This window comes from Emticicia sp. 21SJ11W-3, from assembly GCF_024138715.1.
GTDB classification, from domain to species: Bacteria; Bacteroidota; Bacteroidia; order Cytophagales; family Spirosomataceae; genus Emticicia; species Emticicia fluvialis.
On sequence record NZ_CP092074.1, the window covers coordinates 4,792,187 to 4,816,508 of the forward strand.

Annotated in this window: 20 protein-coding genes, 1 tRNA gene and 1 riboswitch; of the genes, 9 read left to right on the plus strand and 12 right to left on the minus strand. The window is 40.7% G+C overall.

The window, feature by feature from the left end:
* Nucleotides 1-5 precede the first annotated feature (5 nt).
* Nucleotides 6-1,364, minus strand: coding sequence for a glycosyltransferase (locus MB380_RS20285; protein ID WP_253530997.1), 1,359 nt, complete (start codon nucleotides 1,362-1,364; stop codon nucleotides 6-8).
* A gap of 313 nt (nucleotides 1,365-1,677) precedes the next feature.
* Here MB380_RS20285 and MB380_RS20290 point away from each other — a divergent pair, with 313 nt between their 5' ends.
* Nucleotides 1,678-2,073, plus strand: a complete 396-nt coding sequence (locus MB380_RS20290; RefSeq protein ID WP_253531000.1) for a helix-turn-helix transcriptional regulator — start codon at nucleotides 1,678-1,680, stop codon at nucleotides 2,071-2,073.
* Nucleotides 2,074-2,439: 366 nt separating this feature from the next.
* Here the strand turns inward: MB380_RS20290 and MB380_RS20295 are convergent, their stop codons facing one another.
* The 4 genes from MB380_RS20295 to MB380_RS20310 form a co-directional block, all read right to left on the minus strand.
* Nucleotides 2,440-3,849 (minus strand): TlpA disulfide reductase family protein, encoded by a 1,410-nt coding sequence (locus tag MB380_RS20295; protein WP_253531011.1) that lies wholly within the window; start codon nucleotides 3,847-3,849, stop codon nucleotides 2,440-2,442.
* 416 nt (nucleotides 3,850-4,265) lie between these two features.
* Nucleotides 4,266-4,784, minus strand: a complete 519-nt coding sequence (locus tag MB380_RS20300) for a hypothetical protein (RefSeq protein WP_253531013.1) — start codon at nucleotides 4,782-4,784, stop codon at nucleotides 4,266-4,268.
* A gap of 102 nt (nucleotides 4,785-4,886) precedes the next feature.
* Nucleotides 4,887-5,135 carry a hypothetical protein gene (locus tag MB380_RS20305; protein WP_101724623.1) on the minus strand — a complete coding sequence of 83 codons (249 nt, stop codon included), beginning with the start codon at nucleotides 5,133-5,135 and terminating at the stop codon, nucleotides 4,887-4,889.
* Between the two features lie 9 nt (nucleotides 5,136-5,144).
* On the minus strand, nucleotides 5,145-6,581 hold the full coding sequence (locus MB380_RS20310) for an NADP-dependent isocitrate dehydrogenase (RefSeq protein ID WP_101724624.1): 1,437 nt from the start codon (nucleotides 6,579-6,581) through the stop codon (nucleotides 5,145-5,147).
* A gap of 93 nt (nucleotides 6,582-6,674) precedes the next feature.
* Between MB380_RS20310 and MB380_RS20315 the strand changes: the two genes are divergently transcribed.
* The 4 genes from MB380_RS20315 to MB380_RS20330 all read left to right on the plus strand — a co-directional run bounded on the left by MB380_RS20315 (nucleotide 6,675) and on the right by MB380_RS20330 (nucleotide 10,376).
* The gene (locus MB380_RS20315) at nucleotides 6,675-7,592 is read left to right on the plus strand and encodes a LysR family transcriptional regulator (RefSeq protein ID WP_253531015.1); all 918 of its coding nucleotides are present in this window, start codon (nucleotides 6,675-6,677) and stop codon (nucleotides 7,590-7,592) included.
* Between the two features lie 133 nt (nucleotides 7,593-7,725).
* A complete protein-coding gene (locus tag MB380_RS20320) occupies nucleotides 7,726-9,378 on the plus strand; it encodes a M28 family peptidase (RefSeq protein WP_253531018.1) in 1,653 nt (550 codons plus the stop codon).
* 35 nt (nucleotides 9,379-9,413) lie between these two features.
* Nucleotides 9,414-10,238 carry an aminotransferase class IV gene (locus MB380_RS20325; RefSeq protein WP_253531021.1) on the plus strand — a complete coding sequence of 275 codons (825 nt, stop codon included), beginning with the start codon at nucleotides 9,414-9,416 and terminating at the stop codon, nucleotides 10,236-10,238.
* Between the two features lie 67 nt (nucleotides 10,239-10,305).
* A tRNA-Gln gene (locus MB380_RS20330) sits at nucleotides 10,306-10,376 on the plus strand.
* 67 nt (nucleotides 10,377-10,443) lie between these two features.
* On the opposite strand, the gene MB380_RS20335 is transcribed toward MB380_RS20330, so the two are convergent.
* A complete protein-coding gene (locus tag MB380_RS20335; RefSeq protein ID WP_253531024.1) occupies nucleotides 10,444-13,011 on the minus strand; it encodes a PAS domain S-box protein in 2,568 nt (855 codons plus the stop codon).
* A 369-nt stretch (nucleotides 13,012-13,380) separates the two neighbouring features.
* Between MB380_RS20335 and MB380_RS20340 the strand changes: the two genes are divergently transcribed.
* On the plus strand, nucleotides 13,381-13,752 hold the full coding sequence (locus MB380_RS20340; RefSeq protein ID WP_253531028.1) for a hypothetical protein: 372 nt from the start codon (nucleotides 13,381-13,383) through the stop codon (nucleotides 13,750-13,752).
* A gap of 73 nt (nucleotides 13,753-13,825) precedes the next feature.
* Here the strand turns inward: MB380_RS20340 and MB380_RS20345 are convergent, their stop codons facing one another.
* The 5 genes from MB380_RS20345 to MB380_RS20365 form a co-directional block, all read right to left on the minus strand.
* A complete protein-coding gene (locus tag MB380_RS20345) occupies nucleotides 13,826-14,749 on the minus strand; it encodes an AraC family transcriptional regulator (RefSeq protein WP_101724631.1) in 924 nt (307 codons plus the stop codon).
* A 314-nt stretch (nucleotides 14,750-15,063) separates the two neighbouring features.
* A complete protein-coding gene (locus MB380_RS20350) occupies nucleotides 15,064-16,227 on the minus strand; it encodes an acyl-CoA dehydrogenase (RefSeq protein ID WP_305882493.1) in 1,164 nt (387 codons plus the stop codon).
* A 134-nt stretch (nucleotides 16,228-16,361) separates the two neighbouring features.
* A complete protein-coding gene (locus MB380_RS20355) occupies nucleotides 16,362-17,306 on the minus strand; it encodes an N-acetylornithine carbamoyltransferase (RefSeq protein ID WP_253531037.1) in 945 nt (314 codons plus the stop codon).
* A gap of 141 nt (nucleotides 17,307-17,447) precedes the next feature.
* Complete coding sequence (locus MB380_RS20360) at nucleotides 17,448-18,779, minus strand: APC family permease (RefSeq protein ID WP_253531039.1); 1,332 nt, start codon at nucleotides 18,777-18,779, stop codon at nucleotides 17,448-17,450.
* 239 nt (nucleotides 18,780-19,018) lie between these two features.
* A complete protein-coding gene (locus tag MB380_RS20365) occupies nucleotides 19,019-21,214 on the minus strand; it encodes a TonB-dependent receptor (protein WP_253531042.1) in 2,196 nt (731 codons plus the stop codon).
* Between the two features lie 111 nt (nucleotides 21,215-21,325).
* A riboswitch (TPP riboswitch) is annotated at nucleotides 21,326-21,423 on the minus strand.
* A 149-nt stretch (nucleotides 21,424-21,572) separates the two neighbouring features.
* On the opposite strand from MB380_RS20365, the gene MB380_RS20370 reads away from it, so the two are divergent.
* The 3 genes from MB380_RS20370 to MB380_RS20380 are packed head-to-tail and all read left to right on the plus strand — an operon-like array spanning nucleotide 21,573 to nucleotide 22,835.
* The gene (locus MB380_RS20370; RefSeq protein ID WP_101724636.1) at nucleotides 21,573-21,869 is read left to right on the plus strand and encodes a muconolactone Delta-isomerase family protein; all 297 of its coding nucleotides are present in this window, start codon (nucleotides 21,573-21,575) and stop codon (nucleotides 21,867-21,869) included.
* Nucleotides 21,870-21,921: 52 nt separating this feature from the next.
* Complete coding sequence (locus tag MB380_RS20375) at nucleotides 21,922-22,344, plus strand: barstar family protein (protein ID WP_101724637.1); 423 nt, start codon at nucleotides 21,922-21,924, stop codon at nucleotides 22,342-22,344.
* A complete protein-coding gene (locus MB380_RS20380) occupies nucleotides 22,341-22,835 on the plus strand; it encodes a GNAT family N-acetyltransferase (protein ID WP_253531051.1) in 495 nt (164 codons plus the stop codon). Before MB380_RS20375 ends, MB380_RS20380 begins: the two co-directional genes overlap by 4 nt.
* 2 nt (nucleotides 22,836-22,837) lie before the next feature.
* Here MB380_RS20380 and MB380_RS20385 read toward each other — a convergent pair whose 3' ends face one another.
* The gene (locus MB380_RS20385; RefSeq protein ID WP_253531054.1) at nucleotides 22,838-24,313 is read right to left on the minus strand and encodes an aldehyde dehydrogenase; all 1,476 of its coding nucleotides are present in this window, start codon (nucleotides 24,311-24,313) and stop codon (nucleotides 22,838-22,840) included.
* Nucleotides 24,314-24,322 lie beyond the last annotated feature (9 nt).

Consider the following 24,322-nt stretch of genomic DNA (forward strand, 5'->3'; position numbering starts at 1 on the left):
TAATCTCATAGTCCTAGCTGATTAAGTATTACCTGATTCCTTTGATGCGAATAACAGCTTTTTATTTTTTGCAAACTTTCGGTGGTTTTTTCTTTAAATACCTCGTGATTTAAAAGCCTTTCAATTTTTGATTTCATATCATTTGTACGTTCATAGGCAAAATTCCCCCTCAACCCTATACCATGATACTCCACCTTCAAGCCGTTTCCATTCTGGTCGTAGTGCATATCCAGCGGATAAACCATCATCGGCACCCCAAACTCAATGGCTTCTTTAATTGAACCCAAACCGCCATGGGTTATAAATAAATCGCTCTCTTCGAGTACCTCAAGCTGTGGTACTCTTGAAAAAAAACAGATGTTACCCCCTGCCTTTAACTGAGATTTGAATGTCTCAATAACAAACCGGTTGACAGATATGATAAGTTGAATATTACCAAGCTCATGTATTACCTCAACCAGATTGGAGACAAAATTCAGAAGTGTTCTATCCGGCCCGGCATAATAAGTACCAAAACTGCAATAGATAATTTTTTGCCCGTTTGCCCGATGCTTTTTAATATCTGGCCATAATTCGGCAAAAGAAGTGTCCAATTCAGTATCCTGCCTTTGCGAGCGGGTACAAAGACCCAGATAATACTGCCATTCCTGCCTTACATGAGGCGAAACCTCAAATTCAAGCGGTGCTGCAATCAACTCCGGCACCCCCCGGAACATCTTTGTGAAATGATTTTCTTTGTCTAACGTGTTCTCTGACACTCCGCTTTCTTGAAATATGCGCTTTTCCTGTCGCTGGTTCAGGTATGCAAGAATGCTTCGTTTAGGATGGGTAAAATTCCACCAGAAACCCGGCTTTCCTTTTATTTTCTTAGGTTCAATTGCCCTGTTTTTTAACCAGGCCCCCTCTGATACTATCGGATAACCATTTACCCTATACGTAGACAACATGGGATTGAAAAAAACTATATTCAGGCTTTGATTGAGTGATTTCAGTACCAGATAGTCGGTACTACTAAATATGTCAATAACAACACTTGCGGGTTTTACTACTTCTAAAATACGGCTTAATTCATTCTGGCGATACCTGAATAGCTCGTTGTTCCAGTATGCCTTTGATAAACTCCAGAAACTGACCTTTTTTTTCTTTTCAATGGCAATAAAAGTACTTTCCATGTTGAACATCACTTTTACGCCACTTTGTCTGATTGCCTTATAACCGTTTTTTTCAACTAAATCTGCCAGTATATCATCGGTTACTGCAAAGTAAATTTCGTACTTATCGGCAAGTAAATCGGCTACATACATAGCAGGCATTACGTGGCTACGAATAGAAGCCGGTATAAAAAGTAAACCGGGGAGTTTCATAAAAGTAGTTTGATAGTCACATGTAAAAGTTAAAGGCTGTTTTCTAAAAACAAACTGTCCTAAAACCTTTACAAATCAAATTTGTGGGTTTTGATTTGTAAAATCAATCAAAACACTAATAATAAAATAATAATAAATCTTAATAAAATTCTATATTTGCAATGCCCGCAGTTATTAACTTTGTACAGCTGCCTGACTATAAAGCACTTAACTTAAATACCGAATTATTAACTATTGACTATTCAAATAATATTTTTTACTTTGCGTTACTCTATTTAGTTACTGAATACTAATCCTTAACTATATTGCTGCGATGAAACCTATAGAAGAAGCTCTCTTTAATTATCAATTAGAGAAGAGATTAACACAACATGAAATGGCCGCGTTACTCAATGTTTCGCAAGCCACCTACAACAACTGGATTAACCAAAAATCCACTGTTTCACCCAAGTATTATCCCGTAATCACCAAGGTTTGCGGCATAGAGGTCTCTTACCAAACTTCAGGCAAGAAGCGTGCTGATTCTATTGAAAACAAAACCCATGAAAATGAGCTTAAATTGTATCAGAAATTTACTCAGAATTTAGAAGAACAAATTGCTTATCTGAAAGAGCGGGCAGGTGAATTGCAGTTTAAGTTGCAGGAAAAAGAAACAATTCTCAGAAGTCAGCAGGAAGAAATTAATATGTTAAGAAAGCAGCTGGTATGAACTGTGCATTTTATAACCGGCTATTATGCAATTAATTGCCGGCAGATAATGCCCTGAAGTTAGGATGCACGCTCACTTTTTTGTTTTGTTGGCCTCTTCTTCAAAGAAAGAAAACTACAGGCTTCTTCTTTGACGCTTGGCTTTTTTATACTTTCAGGCTAAAACAGGTAAAATTAAGGGCACTCCTTGCAGACTTATCTTTCTCTATTTCTTTGAGGGTCTTGGCTTTTTTGTTTGCGACAAGCCCCTCTATCATTTATGGTATAATTAATAGTGAACACCTAATTGGAATCTTTTTAAACCTACGGGCGAAAACAGATAATAGTGCAAACATGAATAAACACAGATTTCGCATTGAGTAAAGAACTAATTGATAGGTTTATTATCTAGCACTTTTTGGAGAATAATACTGGTTTTATTATCTGAAGGACGAGGAGCAAAGTTCATTGCAATTTTACCGGCCTTGTCAATAATTAAATAATGAGGAATAGATTTTAAATTTATAGAGTTGCTTAATTTTTGTAGTTGTTCCTCTTTTAACACAACATGTAATCCCTGTAAGTCAGGATGATTTTTTAAAAACATTCTCCATTTATCTTTATCACTATCTTGAGATGCATAGATAAACACCAGGTCTTCTCTATCTTTAAATTTTTTTCTTAAGTTTATAGAATGACTAAACTCCTTTATACATGGCGCACACCAAGTAGCCCAAAAATCTACGTATATAACTTTACCTTTTAATTCTGACAACTTAATGGTAGTTCCATCATCTTTTTCTAAGCTTAAATCAGGAATACTACTATAAATTAACAATCTTAACTTATCTCTTAAAATAGCCAGATACTCTGCGTTTTTTATATATTTTTCAGATAAATAGGTTGTATCATCAGAATAATGAATAGCGCGAATCTGAGATTCCATAAAATAGAAGAGCATAAGGTCTTTAATCTCTGTATCTAATGAAAGTGTATTAATCGTATTAATTCCATTCTTTTGGTATTCAGCTATTATCAACTTTTGAGGTGTGGTTTCAAGTTCCTTTTTATTAAATTTATTAACAAATGAAGATGTGGCTAAATAAGTTGTGTACATACGCAGCATAGGTATAAACATGTTATTGCCATAAGACAAATTCTTGCTTTTTATATCAAGCAATTCTGCTGATATTTGAAAATAATCAGGTACTTTTTCAGTCTTATCACTATAATATGATAAAGTTTTAATTAATTTTTGCCAATTGCTGTAATTTACAAACCGACTTCTTAAAAGTTTTTTATCTAAAGAAGAAACAGAAATACTATCACAAAGTTTTTGAAGCAAATCTTCATGTTTCTGAAGTAAATCCTGCAGAGCTATCGGAAATTCGGTCTCGCCATCACACCTTATTAAACTCTTACCATTATATCTGTAATTCTGAGTTAAATCATTTTGCTTTTGTAAATAATCATTAATTGAATCCCCAAATTTCACCTCCAATGGGCCATCTTTCAATTCTTTGATTGTTAAACTATAACTTTGGTTGGGTTTTAAATAGACATTTATATTTGTAGTATTAATTTTCAATAAGTAAAAGCCAGGATTGCCCGCTTTAAATTGAAAAGCATTTTTTTTAATCTCCTTTTCTGAAAAAATTATCTTGTTGCTATTAAATATTTCTTTAGACAACTGAATGGAATCAATTATCGACAACTCAGGCACTTTTATTTCAATGCTTATTTTTTGTGAATAAACTACACTGCTTATCAGCAGAAAAAAGAAAATAAGATGGCGCATAATTTTTGATATTGTAACCCTTTAATCTTCAGGAATTAAAGGGTTATAAATTGATAAGCTAAAAATGATAATCACAGTAAAAAATGGTACCTGCTTCCGTTTGGGTCTGAGCAGGTGTAACCAGGGTGGCCCCCTTCAAATTTACAAATAATTTCATAAATTTACCTTCCTTTTTTACTGCACAATTTTGGCTATTTCATTTATCAGAATTGCCATCTCAATCATGCCTTTAAACCTTATTTACTCATATTTTGAGAGACCAAAACTAAAAAGCTATACTACGCCCAGAAAACTTAACTATGGGTACTGTTTTCCGGGAATAGTATAGCTAGCTTAACCTCTATTGTATTGTTTTTCTGTTGAAGTAAAAATTCAGAATCTTAAAGGTTTTATTTTGTAGGTTCGGTTTTTTATGATCAAAAAATCATACAAGTACTGCCGGATGTACTTTTTATGGGGTTTTCTCTTATTATTTCTTTTAAAATATTGTTTTCTTTAATTGTTACCAGGCCTTTGACCTCTAATTTATTGGCCGGCCTGCACCGAAGCCTGCTTAAAAAATACGCTACGTTAGTAACCTGCTTATTTACGTTCAGCTCTGCCAGTTTAAACTGCTGCTCAGCTGATGGCCTGTCTTTGAAGCAAGAAAAATAATGCTCAATGTATAGCTCTTCCAAAGCTTGTTCGTGAGGCAAGCCATTCATACCTTTTTTTTCAATTACACTCTTAATAAACCTGCAGTCTGCATCATTTACCAGATATATGGTTCTGATGCTCTCTTCAGTAATTAAATAATTAATGACCGAATCAAAATCTTCTGCCTGCAGCAAAGAAGCGCCGGGATAAGACAGAAAGAAAGCGTCGACACCGAATCTGGATTGCAGAAAGGCCTCCATATTTGAAAACGGACAAACAATAAATAGTTTTGCGGCCATGTTTTTTTTAGATGAAATTTTATCAACAACAGCTTGAGGAACTAAGGGCGCGCCGTCATTTCAGCAAGCGCGCCCTTCCATTCAATGGCACATAAATTATGCTTACATAAGCCGGGCAGATATAACGGCATCCAGCTTTATATTGCCACTTTTACTCATGACCAGATTCCTGAACTCAAACAGTTCTTTCTGAAGACCTTTTATTCTAGACTCCCGGTATTTGATGTCTTCTTCAGTGCTGTCTAAAGCAATCTTACTTTCATGATACCTGATTTTGGCATGTACCATTTGCGTTACAAGCTGCAGGGCATCATTACAGCTGAACTCGCCATTTATAAGTTGAATGTTCATATTTTTAATTTATTGACCTTGTCCTAATGAGTAAGCCGGTTTGCCATCAAAGGCATAAAGGTTTTCGGTTTTTATGGTATCTATATTCTCAGCCAGCGCCTTACCCAGCAATTCAATAATATCATTTTTATCTATTGCTTTGCCTTCAGCTGGTTTAAAACGGCATCGCCAGTGGTCGGTGCAGAAGGTCTCTTTAAACCCGTTCGGCCATACTTTTATACCGCGGTTGGTAATCATGCTTAACACCGCTGCCTCACTTTCAATTTTTTTAATAATCGGCGCCAGTTCCTCAGGGTCTGTGCCTGACCAGTGAACAAAAACATCAACCCCGACCAGTTCTTTTTTGGCGGCAGGCTTTCGGACGTATTTAGGGAGATTAAGCGTTGAATTTCCGGCGTAGCTAACCGGCTTCAGCGTGGCTGGTTTACAGCCCAGATTACCAATTACTGCCTGGGCAAATTCCTTGGTTCCTACTTTTTGCTTACTTACGCCTTCTTTAAAAATATCATAGGTATGTATACCATCTTCAAGCGTTTTCAGCCAGGCATTATGTACTTTCTCGGCCACCTCTGTTTGGCCAATATGGTTAAGCATCATAATGGCTCCATTGAGCAACCCTGAAGGATTAGCCACGTTTTGCCCTGCTCTTCTGGGTGCTGAGCCATGAATTGCCTCAAACATGGCGCATTCTTCACCGATATTGGCAGAACCCGCCAGGCCCACTGAACCCGTTATCTGAGCTGCCACATCGCTCAGCACGTCACCGTATAAATTGGGCATCACAATTACATCAAAGGCTTCAGGGGTATCGGCCATTTTTGCCGCACCAATATCAATTATCCAGTGTTCGTTTTCTATTTCCGGGTATTCTTTGGCAATTTCATCGAAAACCTGATGAAACAAGCCATCGGTTTGCTTCATGATATTGTCTTTTGTAAAACAGGTTACCTTTTTCCGGTTTTGCTGTCTGGCGTACTCAAAAGCATAACGTACAATTTTTTCGCAGCCAGGTCTGCTTATCAGTTTCAGGCACTGAACCACCTCGTCGGTCTGCTGATGCTCAATACCTGCGTATAGGTCTTCCTCATTTTCACGGATAATCACAATATCCATTTCAGGATGCTTCGTATTCACAAAAGGATACAAGCTCATGCAGGGTCTAACGTTTGAATATAAACCCAAAAATTTTCGGGTGGTAACGTTCAGACTTTTATAGCCCCCACCCTGCGGTGTAGTAATGGGCGCTTTTAAAAAAACCTTGTTGCGTATAATGGTATCCCAGGCTTCAGCAGCTATACCAGAGGTATTGCCCGCCAGATATACTTTCTCCCCTACCTCTATTTCCTCTGCTTCAATTTCAGCGCCTGCCGCCATTATAATTTCTAGTGTGGCATCCATTATTTCAGGCCCTATGCCGTCTCCTTTTGCAATCGTTATTTTTGTCATTTTCAATTGGGTTTATTTTTAACGACACAAAATTCTGTATTTTAAATAATAAATTTTTATTTATGTTTGTAATGAAAATCATAAATAAAACTTATGAATTATACGCTTAACCAATTGCAGATTTTTTTAAAAGTAGTACAAACCCAAAGTGTAACTAAAGCTGCAGAAGACCTGCACTTGACCCAACCGGCAGTATCGATACAACTCAAGAATTTTCAGGACCAGTTTGATATTGCCCTTACGGAAGTAGTAGGCAGAAAAATTTATATTACCGATTTTGGAAGAGAAATTGCCGATGCCGCAGAGAACATCATTAATCAGGTATATGCTATTAATTATAAAACACTGGCTTATAAGGGCCAGCTTACTGGCCGGCTTAAAATTTCGGTGGTATCAACCGGTAAATACGTTATGCCGTACTTTCTTACTGATTTTATGCAGCAGCACACAGGTATAGAATTAGTGATGGACGTAACCAATAAAAACAAGGTAGTAGAAAGCCTTGAAAACAACGAAGTAGATTTTGCACTTGTTTCTATCTTACCCACCACACTTAACATTGAAAAACTTGACCTGCTGCAAAACAAACTCTATCTGGTAGGCAAAACAAGCTTAGAAAAAAGCCTGGCACCGCAGGAAATTTTCACTCAATACCCACTTATTTTCAGAGAAAAGGGCTCTGGCACCAGGCAAACAATGGAGAGCTTTATTGAGCGAAATCATATTGAGGTTTTGAAAAAAATGGAGCTTACATCAAACGAGGCAGTTAAGCAGGCATTGCTGGCGGGTCTGGGGTATTCTATTATGCCCCTGATTGGCATCAGGAATGAACTGCAGAATGGCGAATTACAGATAATTAAGACAGAGGGCCTACCAATCAAAACCACCTGGAGCCTTATATGGCTGAAAGGCAAAAAACATGCACCGGTTTCTTTGGCGTTTCTGTCGCACCTGAACAAGAAAAAATCAGAAATTGCCGAGGCCAAATTCAGTTGGTATGAGCAGTATTAATAAATAACATGGGCAATTTACCCTGTATTACTGATTAATTTAAACATTGGCGCAAACTGCCAACTTAACATTTTTACGTAATTTAGCGAAAAAATTATCTGAATTAACAAACTAAACCTGACTGGATCATTTCATGAAGCACCTGCTTAACCTCTTCTTTACTTTATTGCCTTTCATTTCAATAGCGCAAAAGCCCCTGAACAACGATGCCCGAATGGCCATAGAGCAGATTGATTCTAATCGCATTAAGGCTCATGTGATGTATCTTGCCGACGACAAGCTGAAGGGTCGTCAGCCCGGAAAAGAGGGTTTCCGGATGGCCGTAGATTATGTGCAGAAGCAATATAAAGAAATGGGCTTACTGCCTGCCGGAGAAAACGGCACTTACCTGCAAAAGGTAACTTTACGCAAAAGCCGCCTCATTAAAGAGCAAACAGCCTTGACAATAACTTTGGCCAACGGAGCAAAAAAACCATTGACGCTGGGTAATGAGTTTTTTGTGTATCCGCATCCCGAACAGAAATCTATTGATTTTGATGCGCCTCTGGCTATTGTAGGCACTGGTTTTGATGCCCCCGCCATTGGTATTCAGGACTATAAAAACCTGGATGTGAAAGGCAAAATAGTGATTGTGCTTCGTAAAGTGCCAGACCACCTGTCGGCCAATGTGAAACTACATCTGCAATACCCTGCTACCCTGCAGGAATACGCGGCTAAAAACGGCGCCATCGGCGTTTTGGTTTGTAACTATACCAACAACAATGTTCAGTTTAAAGCCCTGGCCAATAGTATGTCAGTAAATGGTATTGGTGCGGCCATTCTGCCCGACGGCAAAAGGGCCAGTTCGGCATCGGTTTTGGGAGGAAAAATACAGATGGCCGGTGGTATTACGGTGCCGTTTCTGAAAGAACTGATGCAGGCTGAAGGAGAAAATCTGGATACAATATGGCAAACGCTTGAAAAAGGGATATACGTAAGTAAATCGTTGAAGGGTTCTATAAGCGGGCATTATGAATCTGCTTTTGAAGACACCGAGAGCTTCAATGTGATAGGTAAAGTAGAGGGTTCTGACCCCAAACTTAAAAACGAATTTGTTATTCATTCTGCCCATCTTGATCACCTGGGGGTAGGGAAACCTGTTAACGGAGACTCTATCTATAATGGTGCGCACGATAATGCCTCTGGTGTTGCCTGCGCGCTTGAGATTGCCCGTGCCTATACCAAACTGGCCACCAAACCCAAACGCTCGGTGGTATTTGCTATGATGACAGCCGAAGAACTGGGCTTGCTGGGCTCGGGTTATTTCAATGCGTTACCCACCTTACCCAAACAGCAGATTGTAGCCGATATAAACACCGATATGCCTACCATAATGGCTCCCCTGGAGTCGGTAGCTCCTTTAGGCGCCGAACACAGCAGCTTACAGAAAGTGGTAGAAGAAGCTGCCGGCTATGTGGGGCTGAACGTTGAGCCAGACCCGGACCCGTCTGAAGGACGTTTTGTAAGAAGCGACCAGTATAATTTTGTAAAAGCAGGCATACCTGCACTCCATATTAAATATGGCTACAAAAAAACTACAATTGAGAAAAACCTGGCCGAAAAGGTGAAAGTGTGGAGAGAAGCCAATTATCATAAACCATCTGACGAGGTAAATGATACCTTTGTGTGGTCTGCCGGACGTAAATATGCACAGGTAAACTTTCTTATAAGTTATCTGGTTGCGCAAAACCCCGCAAGACCCGCCTGGAATAAGGGAGATTTTTTTGAGACAACGGCCGGAAAATGATATTTTTGTAGAATTAAACCAATTAACCAGCACTAATGGCGCATAATTGCTACTTTAATGGCCAAATCGGCTCTTCTGAGCAGACATCAGTACACATTACCGACCTGGGGCTCTTGCGTGGCTATGGTCTTTTTGATTATTTCCGCACCTATAATGGCCGCCCGTTTCAGTGGGACTGGTACTGGGAGCGTTACGAACGCTCGGCGAGGCTTCTGCGCCTGCCTAACCCGGTTCAGAAAGATGAGGCCTACAAAATAGTAATGCAACTGGTTGAGAAATCTGGTCTTGACGACTGCGCCATCCGTTTTATATTGACCGGCGGTTATTCTGAAGACAGCGTTTCGATGAGCAAACCGAATCTGCTGATTATGAGCGAAGATATTCATCCCGTAAAACCGGAAGAGTATGTAAACGGCATAAAAGTAATTGCTTATGAGTTTGTAAGAGATCTGTCAGAGGTAAAAAGTACCGACTACAAGCATTATATGATACTCCAGGCTGATATTAAAGCAGCGCAGGCGTCTGACGTACTGTATCATAAAAATGGCTTAATAAGTGAGCTGAGCAGAAGCAATGTATTTATTTTTAAAGGTGATACCCTGATAACCCCCGATACTGATATTCTGAAAGGTATTACCAGAAGAACAACCCTTGAACTGGCCAAACCTCACTTTAAAATAGAAGAAAGAGGTATTTCGTTTACCGAAATGCTTGAAGCTGATGAAGTATTTACTACCAGCACTACTAAAAGAGTGTTGCCTATTACCCGGGTTGACAATAATGTATTAGGAACCGGGAAAATTGGTGCAAAGACACAGTTTTTATTAGACCTGATTAACGAAATGGTAAAAAATTGGTAAAAAATTTATTGCCATGTCTTGCGTGGTTTGGTAAAAACTATTACTTTTGCACCCACAAGTTCAGGATTGACCCATAGTATAAGGGTAGTACAACAGATTTTGGTTCTGTATGTCTAGGTTCGAATCCTAGTGGGTCAACAAAAAACAAAAGAGGTAATTATTTGAAAATCAAGTAATTACCTCTTTTGTTTTATATCTGCCCGGCTCATTCTTCAGTTGAGTTTCCGGCCTTACTACCCTCGTATGAAATGGTATTGATTTTTGAAATCACTTCATCAAGTTCATTGGCCGATGTTTCCAGATAACCTATCATCTGCTCAAACTCTTCGCTTTTTACGTCTCCTTCTTTTATTAATGATGTAATTGCCAGTATACGCGCTAAAGGCGCCCTTACCAGATGAGACTGAATCCATGAGATTTCCTTAAATTGCTCACTATTCAGCTTTTGCTCTGTAATATCTTTTGCCACACAAAATATGATACCTTCTTCTGATGCCGGAGTGACTGCCCAGGACAGCCATTTTACTTTTCCAGATTTACATATAAATCGATTATCAAAGAAAACTGTCTTGTTTACCGTTCTGATTTCATTCAGATAATTCGATACAGTTGTGTAATCGTCAGGATGTACAAAAGACATATAGGGCGTCATTAAAAGTTCTTCTTCACTATACTCAAAGGCTTTTAATGCAGCAGGGTTTAACTTCTTAAAGTTTCCGTCAAGCCCGGCGGTTACAATAATATCAGGGGCAAATCTGAATATCTGGTCTAACTCAAGCTCTACCTGTTTCCGGTATATTTCGTTACCCAGTTGCGGCCCCACACTTACAAACAGAGAATGATAGATTTTGTCAGGATTTAGGTTTTCATCCGAACCTATCAATAAAACCCCCAGAGTTTTTCCCTGATGCGAAATAGGAATACCATACACCGATTTTAAGTTTGCTTGTCTGGCGTTTTCACATCTAAAAAAATCGGTTCTTTTATCAATATCAGACCAAAAAACCGGCTGTGATTCCATCCAAACGGTGCCAGGCAACCCAGACCCTAATTCAAAACTATTAATAAGGTCACTCTCTCTGTAAAACTTAAGCGCAATATCTGTAGTAGCAAACTTGGCTGCCAGATTAATCTTTGTTTTATCAGAAGCCACCATCCAAATTTCAGCAAACTTAAATTCTCCGAACAAAACCAGTTTTTGTAAAACATTGGCCAAAATTGTATTGAGCGACTCTTCTGCACTAAATATCTTACTTATTTCTGATAAAAGCGTTTCGCGGAGTTCTTCCTGCTTGCGTTTGGTTACATCTCGCTGTATGGCAATCCAGTGGGTGTGTTTGCCTTCAGAATCCTTCAAAGGGCTGATTGAGAAGTCGGCCCAGTAAGTTTGCCCGTCTTTTTTATAATGCAGCAGTGTAGACTCGCAAGGCTTTTTTCTCATCATAAATTCGGCAATCCTGTTAACCTCTGCTTTATCTGTCTTAGGCCCATGCAGAAATGACGGCGGCTTACCCATTACCTCTGCTTCGGTAAAGCCCGTCATGGTGCAAAAAGCCTCATTTACATAAACAGTAATTGGTAGTTTACCGGGGCTTTCGGCTACATTTGTAACCAGAACTGCATCTTTGGTATTAGTAATTACCGATTCCATCAGTTTCAACCTGTGTTCTTCGGTTTTACGCTTAGATATATCTCTTACAAACAAAACCAGGCCGCTTTCAGAAGGATAAATGCGGTTCTCTTGCCATAAATTCAACGGGGCGAAGTAATCTTCCATTACGATGTCTGTATGTTTCGTATGCGCTTCCTGAATGGCTTTGTAAGTAGCACTACCAACGGCATCCGGAAAAACCTCCCAAACGTTTTTTCCTATTAGCTCTGCCGCTGTTTTGCCAACGATTTGTTCCAGACGATTATTGACATATACGTAGCAAAGGTTGTGGTCAAGGGCAGCAAACCCGTCTGTTATACGGCCAAGAATGTTGGCTATTTCCTGTGTTTTGGTTACAGACTCCTGTAATGCCATTTTCAGGTCTGTCATATCAAATACCAGAGAATAAAACCCAACTACTTTGCCGTCTGCTACGTCTGGCACATACTGTGTATGGCTTATAATTTTGGGTTTCCCGGGCCGTTCGAGTACCCGCTCAAAAGATTGCGCTTCGCCTTTCAGCACCGCATCCATCCAGGGTTTAAGTTCTTTTACTTCTTCTTCTGTTAGTAAGTCAGACAAATAGACCCCATCCATCTCTTCAATCGTTTTGTCAAACCACGTCCGGTACGCATTATTGGCAAACAGACATTGAAAATCGGTGGTCCAGTAGGCAATCATGGCCGGCACATTATCTGTAATGTTTCTCAGGAAACGCTTCCTTTCCCTCACCGCCTGTTCAGTTTGTTTCCGTTCGGTTAAATCAAACCTTATAGACAAATACTGCGTGGGTTTACCTTCTGTATTCAGAAAAGGGATAATGGTGGTATCAACCCAGTAATAACTCCCGTTTTTTGCTTTGTTTTTAATTTCACCTTTCCAAACTTTACCATTAGCTATGGTTGTCCATAATTCTCTGATAAATTCTTTGGAATGATGGCCTGAGTTAATGATGCGATGGTCCTTTCCGATAAGTTCAGACTCCGAATAGCCTGAAATTTTGCAGAAATTGTCATTTACGTACGTAATACTTCCTTTCTGGTCAGTTATGGCAACTATAGCCGCCTGATCAAGCGCGTACTTGTAATCAGAAAGTTCTTTTTGAGCAGACTGCTTTTCCATCAGGCAAATGGGCTTAATTGATAGGTGTTTACAGGTAAAGTATTAGTTGTAATGGTATCACAGCAGGGAGTTGAAAAATATTATAAAAGCCTGAAATTCAGAGCCTTTTACAAATATAGTAAAACCTACAAAATTAAAAAGCCTTGGAGGAGATGTTTGTGTACCGAAAAAAAAGGCAGTCTGCACAACCGGTTCTACTATTTTAGCCTTGCCCCTATAAAAGTTAGTACATCTTTACGCACACAATAACCCTACATATTTGTATATTTGGCTATACTTTTAAGTAACAATACAAACCAGACAATGAGGGATTTTTGCCGCTGAGGCAGTTTAAAGAATACTAAACTATTTATTTAACTATTTACCAGAATGAAAAAATTAGTTTTTGCGCTACTATTGATGTGCCCCTTGAGTATGGCATTTGGCCAGACAGACACCCTTACCAGCGATAAGGCAGCCAGCTATGTTGATAAGCAGGTAACTGTAAAAGGAAAAGTAGCCGGTGCAAGACGCTTTGATTCAGGCAATGAGCGTGCACCATTTTTGCTGATTAATTTAGACGAGAATTATCCGAATAGCCCGCTTACAGTGGTGGTTTATAAAGAGGTACTTGAAAAAACCACACTGAATGCCGAAGACCTGACAGGCAAGAAAGTAGTAGCCACTGGCAAGATTAGTGTTTTCAGAGGCAGAAACCAGTTGGTGATTGAAAAAATTGAAGACCTGAAAATACTGAATTAGAAATTACACCCGATATTAAAGCAAAAGCCACTGCAAATCTTAATTACAGTGGCTTTTTTATTTGAGGTGTCTGTTATCCTATCATTAATGATTCTCTGCGGCGCATCTTTCCTGCAGGTATGCCAAACATCATTTTGAAACGACGACAGAAATAGGCAGTATCTTTATAGCCCACTTCGTGCCCAATGGCCCGGATACTTTTCTTTGACGTACGCAGCAGATTTACGGCCGCTTCCATACGTTGGTATTCTATATAATCCTGCGGATTAATACCTGTCAGCATCTTGAAATACTGGCCTACGTAATCTTCAGAAACATTGGCTACGTTTGCCAGTTGCTTGTTAGACAAGTCTCCGGCCAGGCTGTTTTTGATGTAAGTAAAGATGTCTATCAGACGAGGGTCTTTGAAATACGTACTGTTGGTTGCCAACTGCTCAACAAACATTCTGTTTTTCAGAATATGCCGCACAATTTCAATAACTATTTCTTCTGTTTTGTTTCTGATAACACGCCCGCGGCCTACTTCATCAGAGAAATCCTCCAGCAAAATATCATGTATCAAAGATCCAAGTTTGCTGTGTTGTTTTATAAAAAACGGCGGAATGTCCAGAGATGTAAAGAAGTTTACCGAATCAAACACTTTGGCTTCAAAATTAATCAAACCAAAAGAGTTAGGTACTTTACCAATACTTGAAGAGTCTGTCATGGTCTCGAAATAACTTTCCCGACGTGTCATAAACTCTTCAAAAGAAATATTTTTAGGTTCGCCCACACCATAGCTGATCGTTGCTGCTTTCCCTCCGGGAATAAACAACAAATCACCCGGCTGTACGCGCTCGTCATTCCCGGCCAGTTTCACATCACCATCGTACAAAACCAGAATTGAGTTTTCAACATCATAAACATTCTTAATCTTGATGGTTTGCAAGATTCTGATATGACGCGCTTTGGCGAATTTTACACCAAGAGATTCGATAATCTTATTGTAATCTTCCATGTTGAAGGAGCATTTTCGTGATAGCTTAGAATACTAAACGCAATGTATTAACTAATATTGGACAAAACTAATATATTTTCTCTTTATTTTGTAACAAATAGAAAACAAAAGATGTTCCTTTAATTATATTTTTTTACAACATTAAGACCTTTTTTCTAGAAAAAGTCTAATTTAACCCCTTTACAGGCCTGTTTTTTTATTATAAGTGCAAGGTAATATTCCAATATTTTTGATGTTTTATACATAAAAAAAGGCTCTTTTCGAGCCTTTTTTTATCCAACGAAATATGTGTTTTGTACTAAAGAAACCGCTGTTTACTTTAAAATTTCGCGTGCAATTACCAGCTTTTGAATCTCTGATGTGCCTTCATAAATCTGGGTAATTTTAGCGTCACGCATTAATCGTTCTACATGATACTCCTTTACGTATCCGTACCCGCCGTGTATCTGAACGGCCTCGGTAGTGGCCCACATGGCTACTTCTGAGGCAAACAATTTGGCCATGGCTGCCGCCTGAATATAGTCTTTGTCTTCATCTTTTAACCGGGCAGCCTTATATACCAGCAATCGTGCGGCTTCAATTTTGGTGGCCATTTCGGCAAGTTTAAACTGAATAGCCTGGTGCTCTGCTATTCTCATTCCGAACGCCTTTCTTTCTTTTGAATATTTAACCGACAGCTCATAAGCTCCGGCAGCTATACCCAAGGCCTGGGCAGCTATACCGATTCTACCACCGTTGAGGGTTGTCATGGCAAATTTAAAACCGAAGCCGTCTTCGCCTATTCTGTTTTCTTTAGGCACCTTTACATCAGTAAACATCAGCGAATGGGTATCAGACGAACGTATCCCCATTTTATCTTCTTTTTTGCCAACTGCAAAGCCATCCCAGCCCTTTTCAACAATCAGGCAGTTAATACCTTTGTGTTTCAATTCTACGTTGGTCTGGGCAATGACAAGCGATATAGACGATGAGTTACCGTTGGTTATCCAGTTTTTTGTGCCATTCAGCAGGTAGTGGTCGCCTTTGTCAATAGCGGTCGTTTTTTGCGAAGTGGCATCAGAGCCGGCCTCCGGTTCTGATAAACAAAACGAACCTATTACTTCGCCAGTGGCCAGTTTGGTAAGATATTTCTGTTTTTGTTCTTCTGACCCGTATTTCTCAAGCCCCCAGCATACCAGTGAGTTGTTCACAGACATGATTACCGAAGCTGAAGCATCTACCTTTGATATTTCTTCCATGGCCAGCACATAAGAAATAGTATCCATACCGCCACCGCCGTATTCAGGCGATACCATCATACCCAAAAAGCCCAGCTCGCCCATCTTCTTTACTTGCTCGGCCGGGAATTTTGAATGTGTATCACGTTCAATGGCTGTTGGGAGTAATTCAGTCTGGGCAAATTCACGAGCGGCCTGCTGCACAGCCAGGTGCTCTTCTGTTAGATTAAAATTAATACCTTCTATAGTTGTAGCTGCCATAAGATTTTAGTATTGACTTTATAGTTGATGATTGGATTTAACAAAATTACAAGGAAATAAAATAGTATGCAAGCATACCATAGTACTTGCAAAGTAAAAAGTCAGCTGGTTTGCCGGCTGACTTTCATGATGGCTTATAAACCTTTGAGGATTGTCTTTAAAACCGCCTGAGCCGACCACTCACGGTTGGCAGCCTGCTGAATAACGACAGACTGATGGTCCAGCACCTCATCGGTTACTTTCAGATTGCGGCGCACGGGCAGGCAGTGCATAAAAAGGCCATTATTTGTGAGATCCATTTTTTCTTTAGTAATCATCCACGAGGGGTCCTGGGTAAGCACTTTACCGTATTCGTTATAAGACGACCAGTTCTTACCATACACAAAATCGGCGCCTTTCAGAGCTTCATTCTGGTCATAAATCACTTTGGCATTACCTGCAAATTCAGGAGCAAGTTCATACCCATGCGGATGCGTAATCACAAACTCATAGTCTGTCTGGTTTACCCATTCGCAAAAAGAATTGGCCACAGCCTGCGGCAATGGTTTAAAATGCGGCAACCAGGTAAGAACTACCTTCGGCTTTTCTACTTTTTTATGCTCTTCAATGGTAATCAAATCGGCCAGCGACTGGCATGGGTGGCGCGTAGCCGACTCCAGATTCACAATCGGAACCCCTGCATATTTTCTGAATTTCTCCATCACCAGCTCGCGGTAATCTGCCTCTCGGTTTTGCAGGCCTGCAAAAGCTCTTACGGCAATAATATCGCAATAACTGCCTATAACAGCAGCAGCTTCTTTTACGTGTTCGGCTTTATCGCCATTCATTACTACACCGTCTTCCATTTCAAGCTGCCAGCTATCCTGCCCTACGTTCATCATCAGCACTTTCATGCCCAGGTTTTCTGCGGCTTTTTGGGTACTCAGGCGGGTTCTTAAACTCTGATTAAAAAAGATTAAACCAATGGTTTTGTTTTTTCCCAGTTCCTGTTCTGCAAAAGGCGCTTTTTTCTGACGAATCCCTTCATTCACTAAATCCCGGATATTCTCTACATCTTTCAGCGAAATAAAATTTCTCATTTTCAACTTGGCAAAAATCGAATAGTATAATTAATAGATAACGATTGTATAGTGGTTTGAATCCGGCAAACCCCGGGTCATCAGGTCTGGGGCAGGCAAATTCGCCACAAATATGGCTATTTGAAAAACAATAACAACAGGCTATTGGTTTAATTTTTTTGTCAGCAAAAACAAAGGATAACTGATAATGAGAAAGATCAGTGCATAACCGCTACTGCTGATGTCCTGATACACTGCGCCAATCAGAAACAAAATTGATATTACAATCAGTAACCAGGGTATAAAAGGATACCCCGGCACCTTGTAGGGTCTTGGTAAATCAGGCTCTTTTTTGCGTAGCATCATAATGCTGGCAAACCCCGCAATGTAGCACATCACAAAAAAGAAAACCGCAATATCTGATAGCTTCTCGCAGGTATCTTTCCCGCTTAGAATGAGCAATATTGAACAGAGTCCGGTAAGTGGCATGGCAATGGCGGGCGTGCCTCCACTGTTTACTTTTTGAGCAGCCTTGAAGAAAAGTCCGTCGCGACTCATGGAATAAATCACCCGTGGCGAGAACATAATCTGCGCATTAAGAATACCAAAAATTGAAATAGTAAGAAAGAATGTTACAATACTGGCAGACTTGTTGCCGAAAATCAGCTTTATGGCATCTGAAGCCGCCAATTTAGAGCCGGCCAGGGTTTCTATTGGCATAATGTAAAGTATAGCCAGATTTACCAGCAGGTAAATGGCTATGATTACCAGCACACCGCTGATCATAGACTTGGGCAAATTACGGGCAGGGTCTGTACTTTCTTCTGAAAAATACGCGGCAGTATGCCAGCCATCAAAAGTATAAAACACTGATTGGAGCGAAACTATGAGGCCTGTTAACAGACCCGGGCCTGCCACTTTCTGAGTGGTTTCTACCAGTTGCTGACTTTTTATTTCACCGCCATATACAAAACAAACTATTACAAAAGCAAAAAGGCCTATGGCTTTCAGAAAAGAGATAATTTCCTGAGACCTGCCGGCCGACTTGGTACCCAGCCAGTGGAAACTCATCAGCAACAACAGAATACCAATAGCCACATAGCGGACGATGGGTTCAACATCAGGCAGCATTAAAGCTATAAATTCGCTCATGGTATAGGCGCCAAAACCCAGGGCAGCCACTGTACCCAACCAGCTGGTGATACCGGTTACAAAACCCACGTAATCGCCAAAGGCACGGCGGGCGTATACATACCAGGCACCTGCTTTGGGTACCGACACGCCCAGTTCAATAGCGCACAACACACCTAAAAAAGCATAGATGCTCACCAGTATCCAAACAAGCATAATTAATGATGGGTCGCCCAGATTAGCCGCTATAGGGCCTGGTTTACGCAAAATGCCTGTTCCTATCGTTCCGCCAATGGTAACGGCAATACCAAAACCTACGCCTAGAAGTTTGAGAAGTTCACCCTTGTTTTTTTCAGAAGCCATGCTTTTGCGTCATTAATTAGAACGAATATAGCAAATAATGAAACAAATAGAAGAAAAGCAAGAATGGAAAGCCCAGAAGAATAAGAAAAACTGATTAACAGAAACAGATAAACGTCTAATTATAAAACGCTTACATACGCAAACATTTACAGAATGCCTGTTACAAAAATTTATCTATTTTGATATTAAACCCCACCCTGGCCTATATCAACAATGGGGAAGCCAGGGTGGGGCAATAACTACAACCTTACTCTTACCGCCAGCAGAAAATTGGTTCCTGCCTGCGGATAATAGAAGTTTTCTGTAACTACCTGTTGTTCATAAATATAGCTGTAGGTATAGCCATTTGATTCGTACAGATGATTGAGAATGTTATTAACCAAAAGGCTAAAGGTCATTTCTTTCACAATTTTCGGATGCACCGTAAAATTGGCACGCAAATCATTCACAAAAAAGGCGTTCAGTTTACGTTTTTGGTCTGCTGTATTATCCATGTACTGCTTACCTACATACTTAGGCAGCCAGGTGAATTCAAGATTTTTTACCGGGGCAAAAGACAACTGCCCACCGGCTATCACATTAGGCGAAAACGAAATATCTGTTTTTGTGTACTGATTAACTTTATCGGCGCCACCATCGTAATTCACCACGGTTTCGGTAAAATTTTTAATTTTATTCTGGCTGAATGTAGCATTGGCATTTAGTCTCCATTTGGGGGCAAAATTCCAGTTGGCTACCAGCTCAATACCTGCTCTGTAGCTTTTCGGAACATTCACCCGTATGGCCTCACCGACTCCGTTTACCTGTCCGGTCAGCACCAGTTGGTTGCGGTAGTTCATGTAATAGAAGTTCGCGTCGAAGCTCAGTTTCTGGTTTGCCCAGCGATACCCGGCCTCTAAATCTTCCAGATGCTCGGGTTTCGGTGCTTTTATGTTATCCACAAAGTCGGTGCGGTTAGGCTCTTTATTACCTACGGCATAAGAAGCATATATAGATGCCCCGGCGCTTAACTGATAATTCATCCCGACTTTTGGGTTAAAGAAAGAAAAAGAAGTATTTCGGGTAATATCCTGCAGTTTGTCGGCAATTCCTTTCATATCATACCCAACGGTGCGGTACTGCACGTCGCCAAACAGATTGAACCTGTCTGATAACTGATAATATACCTTACCGAAAATGTTAAAATCGGTTTTAAGAGACCTGCTGGTGTACCATCGGTAATCGTTAGCAGGTGTTTCGGCCAGCTTTGTCCAGATTACTTCGCCGAAATGATGCCCATCATATTTGTTCCAAGCCCCACCTATATTGGCTGAAAGCTTCTTATTACTCTGGTAATCGAAAGAGTAAGTTATTCCATAAAAATGATTGTCGAGCCATTTACGGCGCACCAGGTTGGTAGAGGTAATGGTATCTCCGCCTATTATCACATTGGGTAGTTTATAGCTGGCAAGTGCGTCATCTGACCTGAACTGCTCATAGTAACCTTTACCACGCGTATAATGCAAAGTCGGATTGAACGTCCAGCGCTCGCTTAATTTAAAAGACGAAATCAATTGATAATTATCCTGCTGATAATTATCAACCTGGTTAGGATACGTGTAAGGGTTGTATGTACGATTGGTTTTCAGAAGTTTCTCGGGCACCCCCTCCCAGGCCTGATAAGTAACTTCTTTCCCTGAGAAGATATTCAATCTGATAAAATTACTTTTGTTGTAGTAGCCCGTTGAAAAATAGAAAGATTTCAGGTCTGAACTGGCTCTGTCGATGTATCCGTCTGAAGATAATTTCGATAACCGGGCATCAACCACAAAATGGTTGTTTAGCAGCCCTGTACTTGCCAGCACATTGGCTTTCATGGTGTTGAAAGAGCCATAAGACAGGTTAGTCTCGCCAAAGGCCTCACGCTCATATCCTAAAGTGCTGATGTTCAGGCTGGCTCCGAAAGCCCCTGCGCCATTGGTAGAAGTACCTACCCCTCGCTGCACCTGAATACTTTGAACACTGGACGCGAAGTCTGGCATATTTACCCAGAAAGTACCCTGAGACTCTGAATCATTGTAAGGAACACCGTTAAGGGTTACGTTAATACGGGTGGGGTCTGACCCACGGATCCGGATACCGGTGTAGCCTACCCCCGCTCCGGCATCAGAACTGACCACTACTGACGGCAACTGATTGAGAAGAAAAGGTAAATCCTGCCCCAGATTCTGCTTTCTGATATCCCGCTGATATACGTTTGTGAACGCCATACCGGTTTTTTCGTTGGCACGTGTAGACCTCACCACTACTTCGTTCAGCTCTTTGATTTTGGTAGAGTCCTGAGCATTGGCTGAAAAAACTACCATGTTCATCAGCAAGACAACCGAAACGGTTCCCTGAAAAGATTTAGATAGGTTTAAAAGAAAACTGGTAACACTTTTTGTTAATTTTTTCATTGTATCACGAAAATTTTAACAAGGCAAAGGAGTAAAATCTTGTGAGCCCATGAGGCTCGTTTGGTTAAACAAAATTTTAAATGGAAAACAATAGTTCTGCAGGTGCGCATCCTCCAGTACTATTCTCTGTCCCTTCGGCAGAATTACCTGCATCAGGTTCAATGGGTATAATCTCAGCCCGTTATATTAAGGCACCCCTTTTGAGATAAGTTGTGCAAAGAAAACGTTTTTTTTAGAAATCTTGTTTATATTAGTGATAGAAATTTATAGCACAAATGGAATTGTTGACGTAATCCGAAAGTAAATTACCCTGTGTGGTATAGATTTTGTGCTGTTTTTATTTTAAAGAGAAGATACTATGACTCAGTTTATGGTGGAATTTGATTTGCCAGTGCCTTTCCCTGAAAGTTTCATTGCAAAAATTCCTTATCAAAGAATTGCTGTTAATCAATTGCTGGAAGATGGCAAATTGCACTCTTATGCGTTGTCTTCAGACAGAAGCAGACTATGGTGTATTGTAAACGCCCAGGATGAACTGGAAGTAATGGATATTATTTCTGAATTCCCGTTAATAGATTATATGTCTCATACCATTACCGAATTAATGTTTAATAATTCGGTAGTAATGAAAGTACCTACTTTTTCACTGAACTAACATCTTTTGGTGGCCTGCTTAACAGGCCACTTATATTCTTGTCTAAAACCTCATGCCCAATTTCCTTATCACTAATAATTTAGCTCTTCCAGAGAATTACTCGATTGTTGAACTGGATGGCAATAAAACACAGACACTCAGAGGCTTTTATGAAGAAATTGCCGATGCATTGGCGTTTCCGGAAGAGTTTGGTTTCACGCTTGATGAACTAGACGAAATGCTAAGCGATTTGTCGTGGCTGGAAGACGAAAAAATTGTACTGTATATTTCTCCTTCCGACGTTTTCATTGAAAAAGAGAGGAACCCCGAGAAAACAGGAACCCTGCTAAATTTGCTGGATGCCATTTGTGAAGACTGGCGTTGGGCAGATGACGAAGAAGACTTGCCAAAAAAAGAACTGATTTTTGCTTTTTCAGAAAGTGCCAGAATAAAAGAGCTATTGACTAAACAGGAAATTACTTTTAGAAGCGAATGAATTTTTTCTTGAGAAAATGGCAGGCAGGAGACGAGCCATCTTTGGCAGAAAACGCAAATAATTATCGTATCTGGAGGAATCTGAAAGATATATTTCCGCACCCTTATACCATTACTGATGCTTTTGAGTGGGTTAAACTTGCCCGAAATACATCAGAAAACTATGCTATAGTAGTAGAAAACAAGGCTGTTGGCGGCATAGGTATTTTGCTAAAGGACGATATTTATTGCCGAAATGCCGAAATTGGGTACTGGCTCGGAGAACCCTACTGGAACAAAGGCATCATGTCTGCAGCCATTGAAGAAGTAACTGACTTTACCTTTGCCAACTACCCCATTCACCGCATCTACGCCGGTGTTTTCGAATATAATACCGGTTCGATGCGTGCCTTGCAAAAGGCGGGTTACGAAAAAGAGGCAGTTCTCAAGCACGCTCTGTTTAAAGAAGGGCAATTATATGATGAACATATTTTTGCCCGTTACCGACCCTGACATCAAATTGCTTCAACTTTTATGTGCTTGGTTTCAAGGTATTCAAAAACAGCATTTCGCGATAACTCTACCCCATAACCTGAGTCTTTCCAACCTGCATAAGGTGCATAATTAGTATTTACTGCGCCACTGTTAACACAAACGGTTCCGGCTTCAAGCGCGTCGCCCAGGTGCATACTCGTTTTAAAATCCTTCGTAAAGGCGTAGGCCACCAACCCATAGTTGGTATCATTAGCTTTGTTAACAGCCTCTTCCAGCGTTTCAAAGGTCTCAACCGCCACCACACAACCAAAGGTTTCTTCCTGCATTACCTTCATGCCCGCATGGCAGTTGTCAAGTATGGTTGGCATAAAATAAAACCCCTTTTCATATTGCCCGCCTTCGGGGGCTCTGCCACCTGTAACTAATGATGCGCCTTTGCCAATGGCGTCTTCAATGTGCTGTTTTGTGGTTGTAATACCGTCAGCAGTAGCCATAGGTCCCAGGTCTGCTGCGCCGTCGGTAACTCCGTCGCCAATGGTCAGTTTCTCTGCATTTTTCTTTAGTTCAGCTACCAGACTCTGATGCTTTGATACATGCACATACACCCTGTTAATACTACTGCACGACTGCCCCATGTTCCTGAATCCTTTGTAGGCAATAACAGCAGCCGCATTTATAATGTCGGCATCTGCACACACAATGGCGGGACATTGGCCGCCGAGTTCAAGCGATATTTTTTTCAGATAGGGCGCTACCGTCTGCATCAGTTTTTTTCCGGTGGCAGTAGAGCCGGTCATGGCTACTTTCTTTACCAGTGGATGTTTCACAAGTACATCACCTACTACTGACCCCTGCCCCGTTAATACACTGATTACCCTGGCCGGAATGCCCCCCTCTACTAAAGCCATGCAAAAAGCCATAGGCGACAAAGGCGTAACTGTTGTGGGCTTAACTACAACCGAACAGCCAACAGCTAATGCCGGCCCGAGTTTCCAGGACAACAAAGAAACCGGGTAGTTCCAGGGAGTAATTAATGCACAAACCCCAACCGGGTAGTATTTTACTATTGAAAAAACACCTGCCTTCTCTGTCTGATTTACATATCCCTCTACGCGTACAGCTTCTGAAGCGAAGTACTCGATGGTATCGCAGGAACCGATAATTTCTGCTTTGGCCTGGTTGAAAGGCTTCCCCTGCTCTAATGCCATCAGCATACCTATGCGGTCGGCCTGTGTGCGCACATAGGCAGCAGCTTTTTTTATGATGCTTTCACGTTGATAAGCCGTCAGTTTTGCCCATTCTTTATAGCCAGCCTGCGCGGTTTCAACCGCTTTGCTGATGTCATTGGCGGTAGCCCGGGCAATGGAGGCAATAGGCTCTCTGTTGGCAGGAGAAAAGATAGTGATGGTCGATTCATCTTCGGCCGGAACAGACTGGCCGTCAATAAAAAGACCCCATGCCTGCCCTTTCAGGCTATTTGATAATTCTGTATTCATGGGTTGTTT

Coding starts and splice junctions, on each gene's coding strand:
- MB380_RS20380 (WP_253531051.1), top strand. CDS start 22,341: ATGAATTTTTTCTTGAGAAAATGGCAGGCAGGAGACGAGCCATCTTTG.
- MB380_RS20285 (WP_253530997.1), bottom strand. CDS start 1,364: ATGAAACTCCCCGGTTTACTTTTTATACCGGCTTCTATTCGTAGCCAC.
- MB380_RS20375 (WP_101724637.1), top strand. CDS start 21,922: ATGCCCAATTTCCTTATCACTAATAATTTAGCTCTTCCAGAGAATTAC.
- MB380_RS20340 (WP_253531028.1), top strand. CDS start 13,381: ATGAAAAAATTAGTTTTTGCGCTACTATTGATGTGCCCCTTGAGTATG.
- MB380_RS20315 (WP_253531015.1), top strand. CDS start 6,675: ATGAATTATACGCTTAACCAATTGCAGATTTTTTTAAAAGTAGTACAA.
- MB380_RS20355 (WP_253531037.1), bottom strand. CDS start 17,306: ATGAGAAATTTTATTTCGCTGAAAGATGTAGAGAATATCCGGGATTTA.
- MB380_RS20290 (WP_253531000.1), top strand. CDS start 1,678: ATGAAACCTATAGAAGAAGCTCTCTTTAATTATCAATTAGAGAAGAGA.
- MB380_RS20360 (WP_253531039.1), bottom strand. CDS start 18,779: ATGGCTTCTGAAAAAAACAAGGGTGAACTTCTCAAACTTCTAGGCGTA.
- MB380_RS20345 (WP_101724631.1), bottom strand. CDS start 14,749: ATGGAAGATTACAATAAGATTATCGAATCTCTTGGTGTAAAATTCGCC.
- MB380_RS20325 (WP_253531021.1), top strand. CDS start 9,414: ATGGCGCATAATTGCTACTTTAATGGCCAAATCGGCTCTTCTGAGCAG.
- MB380_RS20300 (WP_253531013.1), bottom strand. CDS start 4,784: ATGGCCGCAAAACTATTTATTGTTTGTCCGTTTTCAAATATGGAGGCC.
- MB380_RS20305 (WP_101724623.1), bottom strand. CDS start 5,135: ATGAACATTCAACTTATAAATGGCGAGTTCAGCTGTAATGATGCCCTG.
- MB380_RS20385 (WP_253531054.1), bottom strand. CDS start 24,313: ATGAATACAGAATTATCAAATAGCCTGAAAGGGCAGGCATGGGGTCTT.
- MB380_RS20320 (WP_253531018.1), top strand. CDS start 7,726: ATGAAGCACCTGCTTAACCTCTTCTTTACTTTATTGCCTTTCATTTCA.
- MB380_RS20370 (WP_101724636.1), top strand. CDS start 21,573: ATGACTCAGTTTATGGTGGAATTTGATTTGCCAGTGCCTTTCCCTGAA.
- MB380_RS20310 (WP_101724624.1), bottom strand. CDS start 6,581: ATGACAAAAATAACGATTGCAAAAGGAGACGGCATAGGGCCTGAAATA.
- MB380_RS20350 (WP_305882493.1), bottom strand. CDS start 16,227: ATGGCAGCTACAACTATAGAAGGTATTAATTTTAATCTAACAGAAGAG.
- MB380_RS20365 (WP_253531042.1), bottom strand. CDS start 21,214: ATGAAAAAATTAACAAAAAGTGTTACCAGTTTTCTTTTAAACCTATCT.
- MB380_RS20335 (WP_253531024.1), bottom strand. CDS start 13,011: ATGGAAAAGCAGTCTGCTCAAAAAGAACTTTCTGATTACAAGTACGCG.
- MB380_RS20295 (WP_253531011.1), bottom strand. CDS start 3,849: ATGCGCCATCTTATTTTCTTTTTTCTGCTGATAAGCAGTGTAGTTTAT.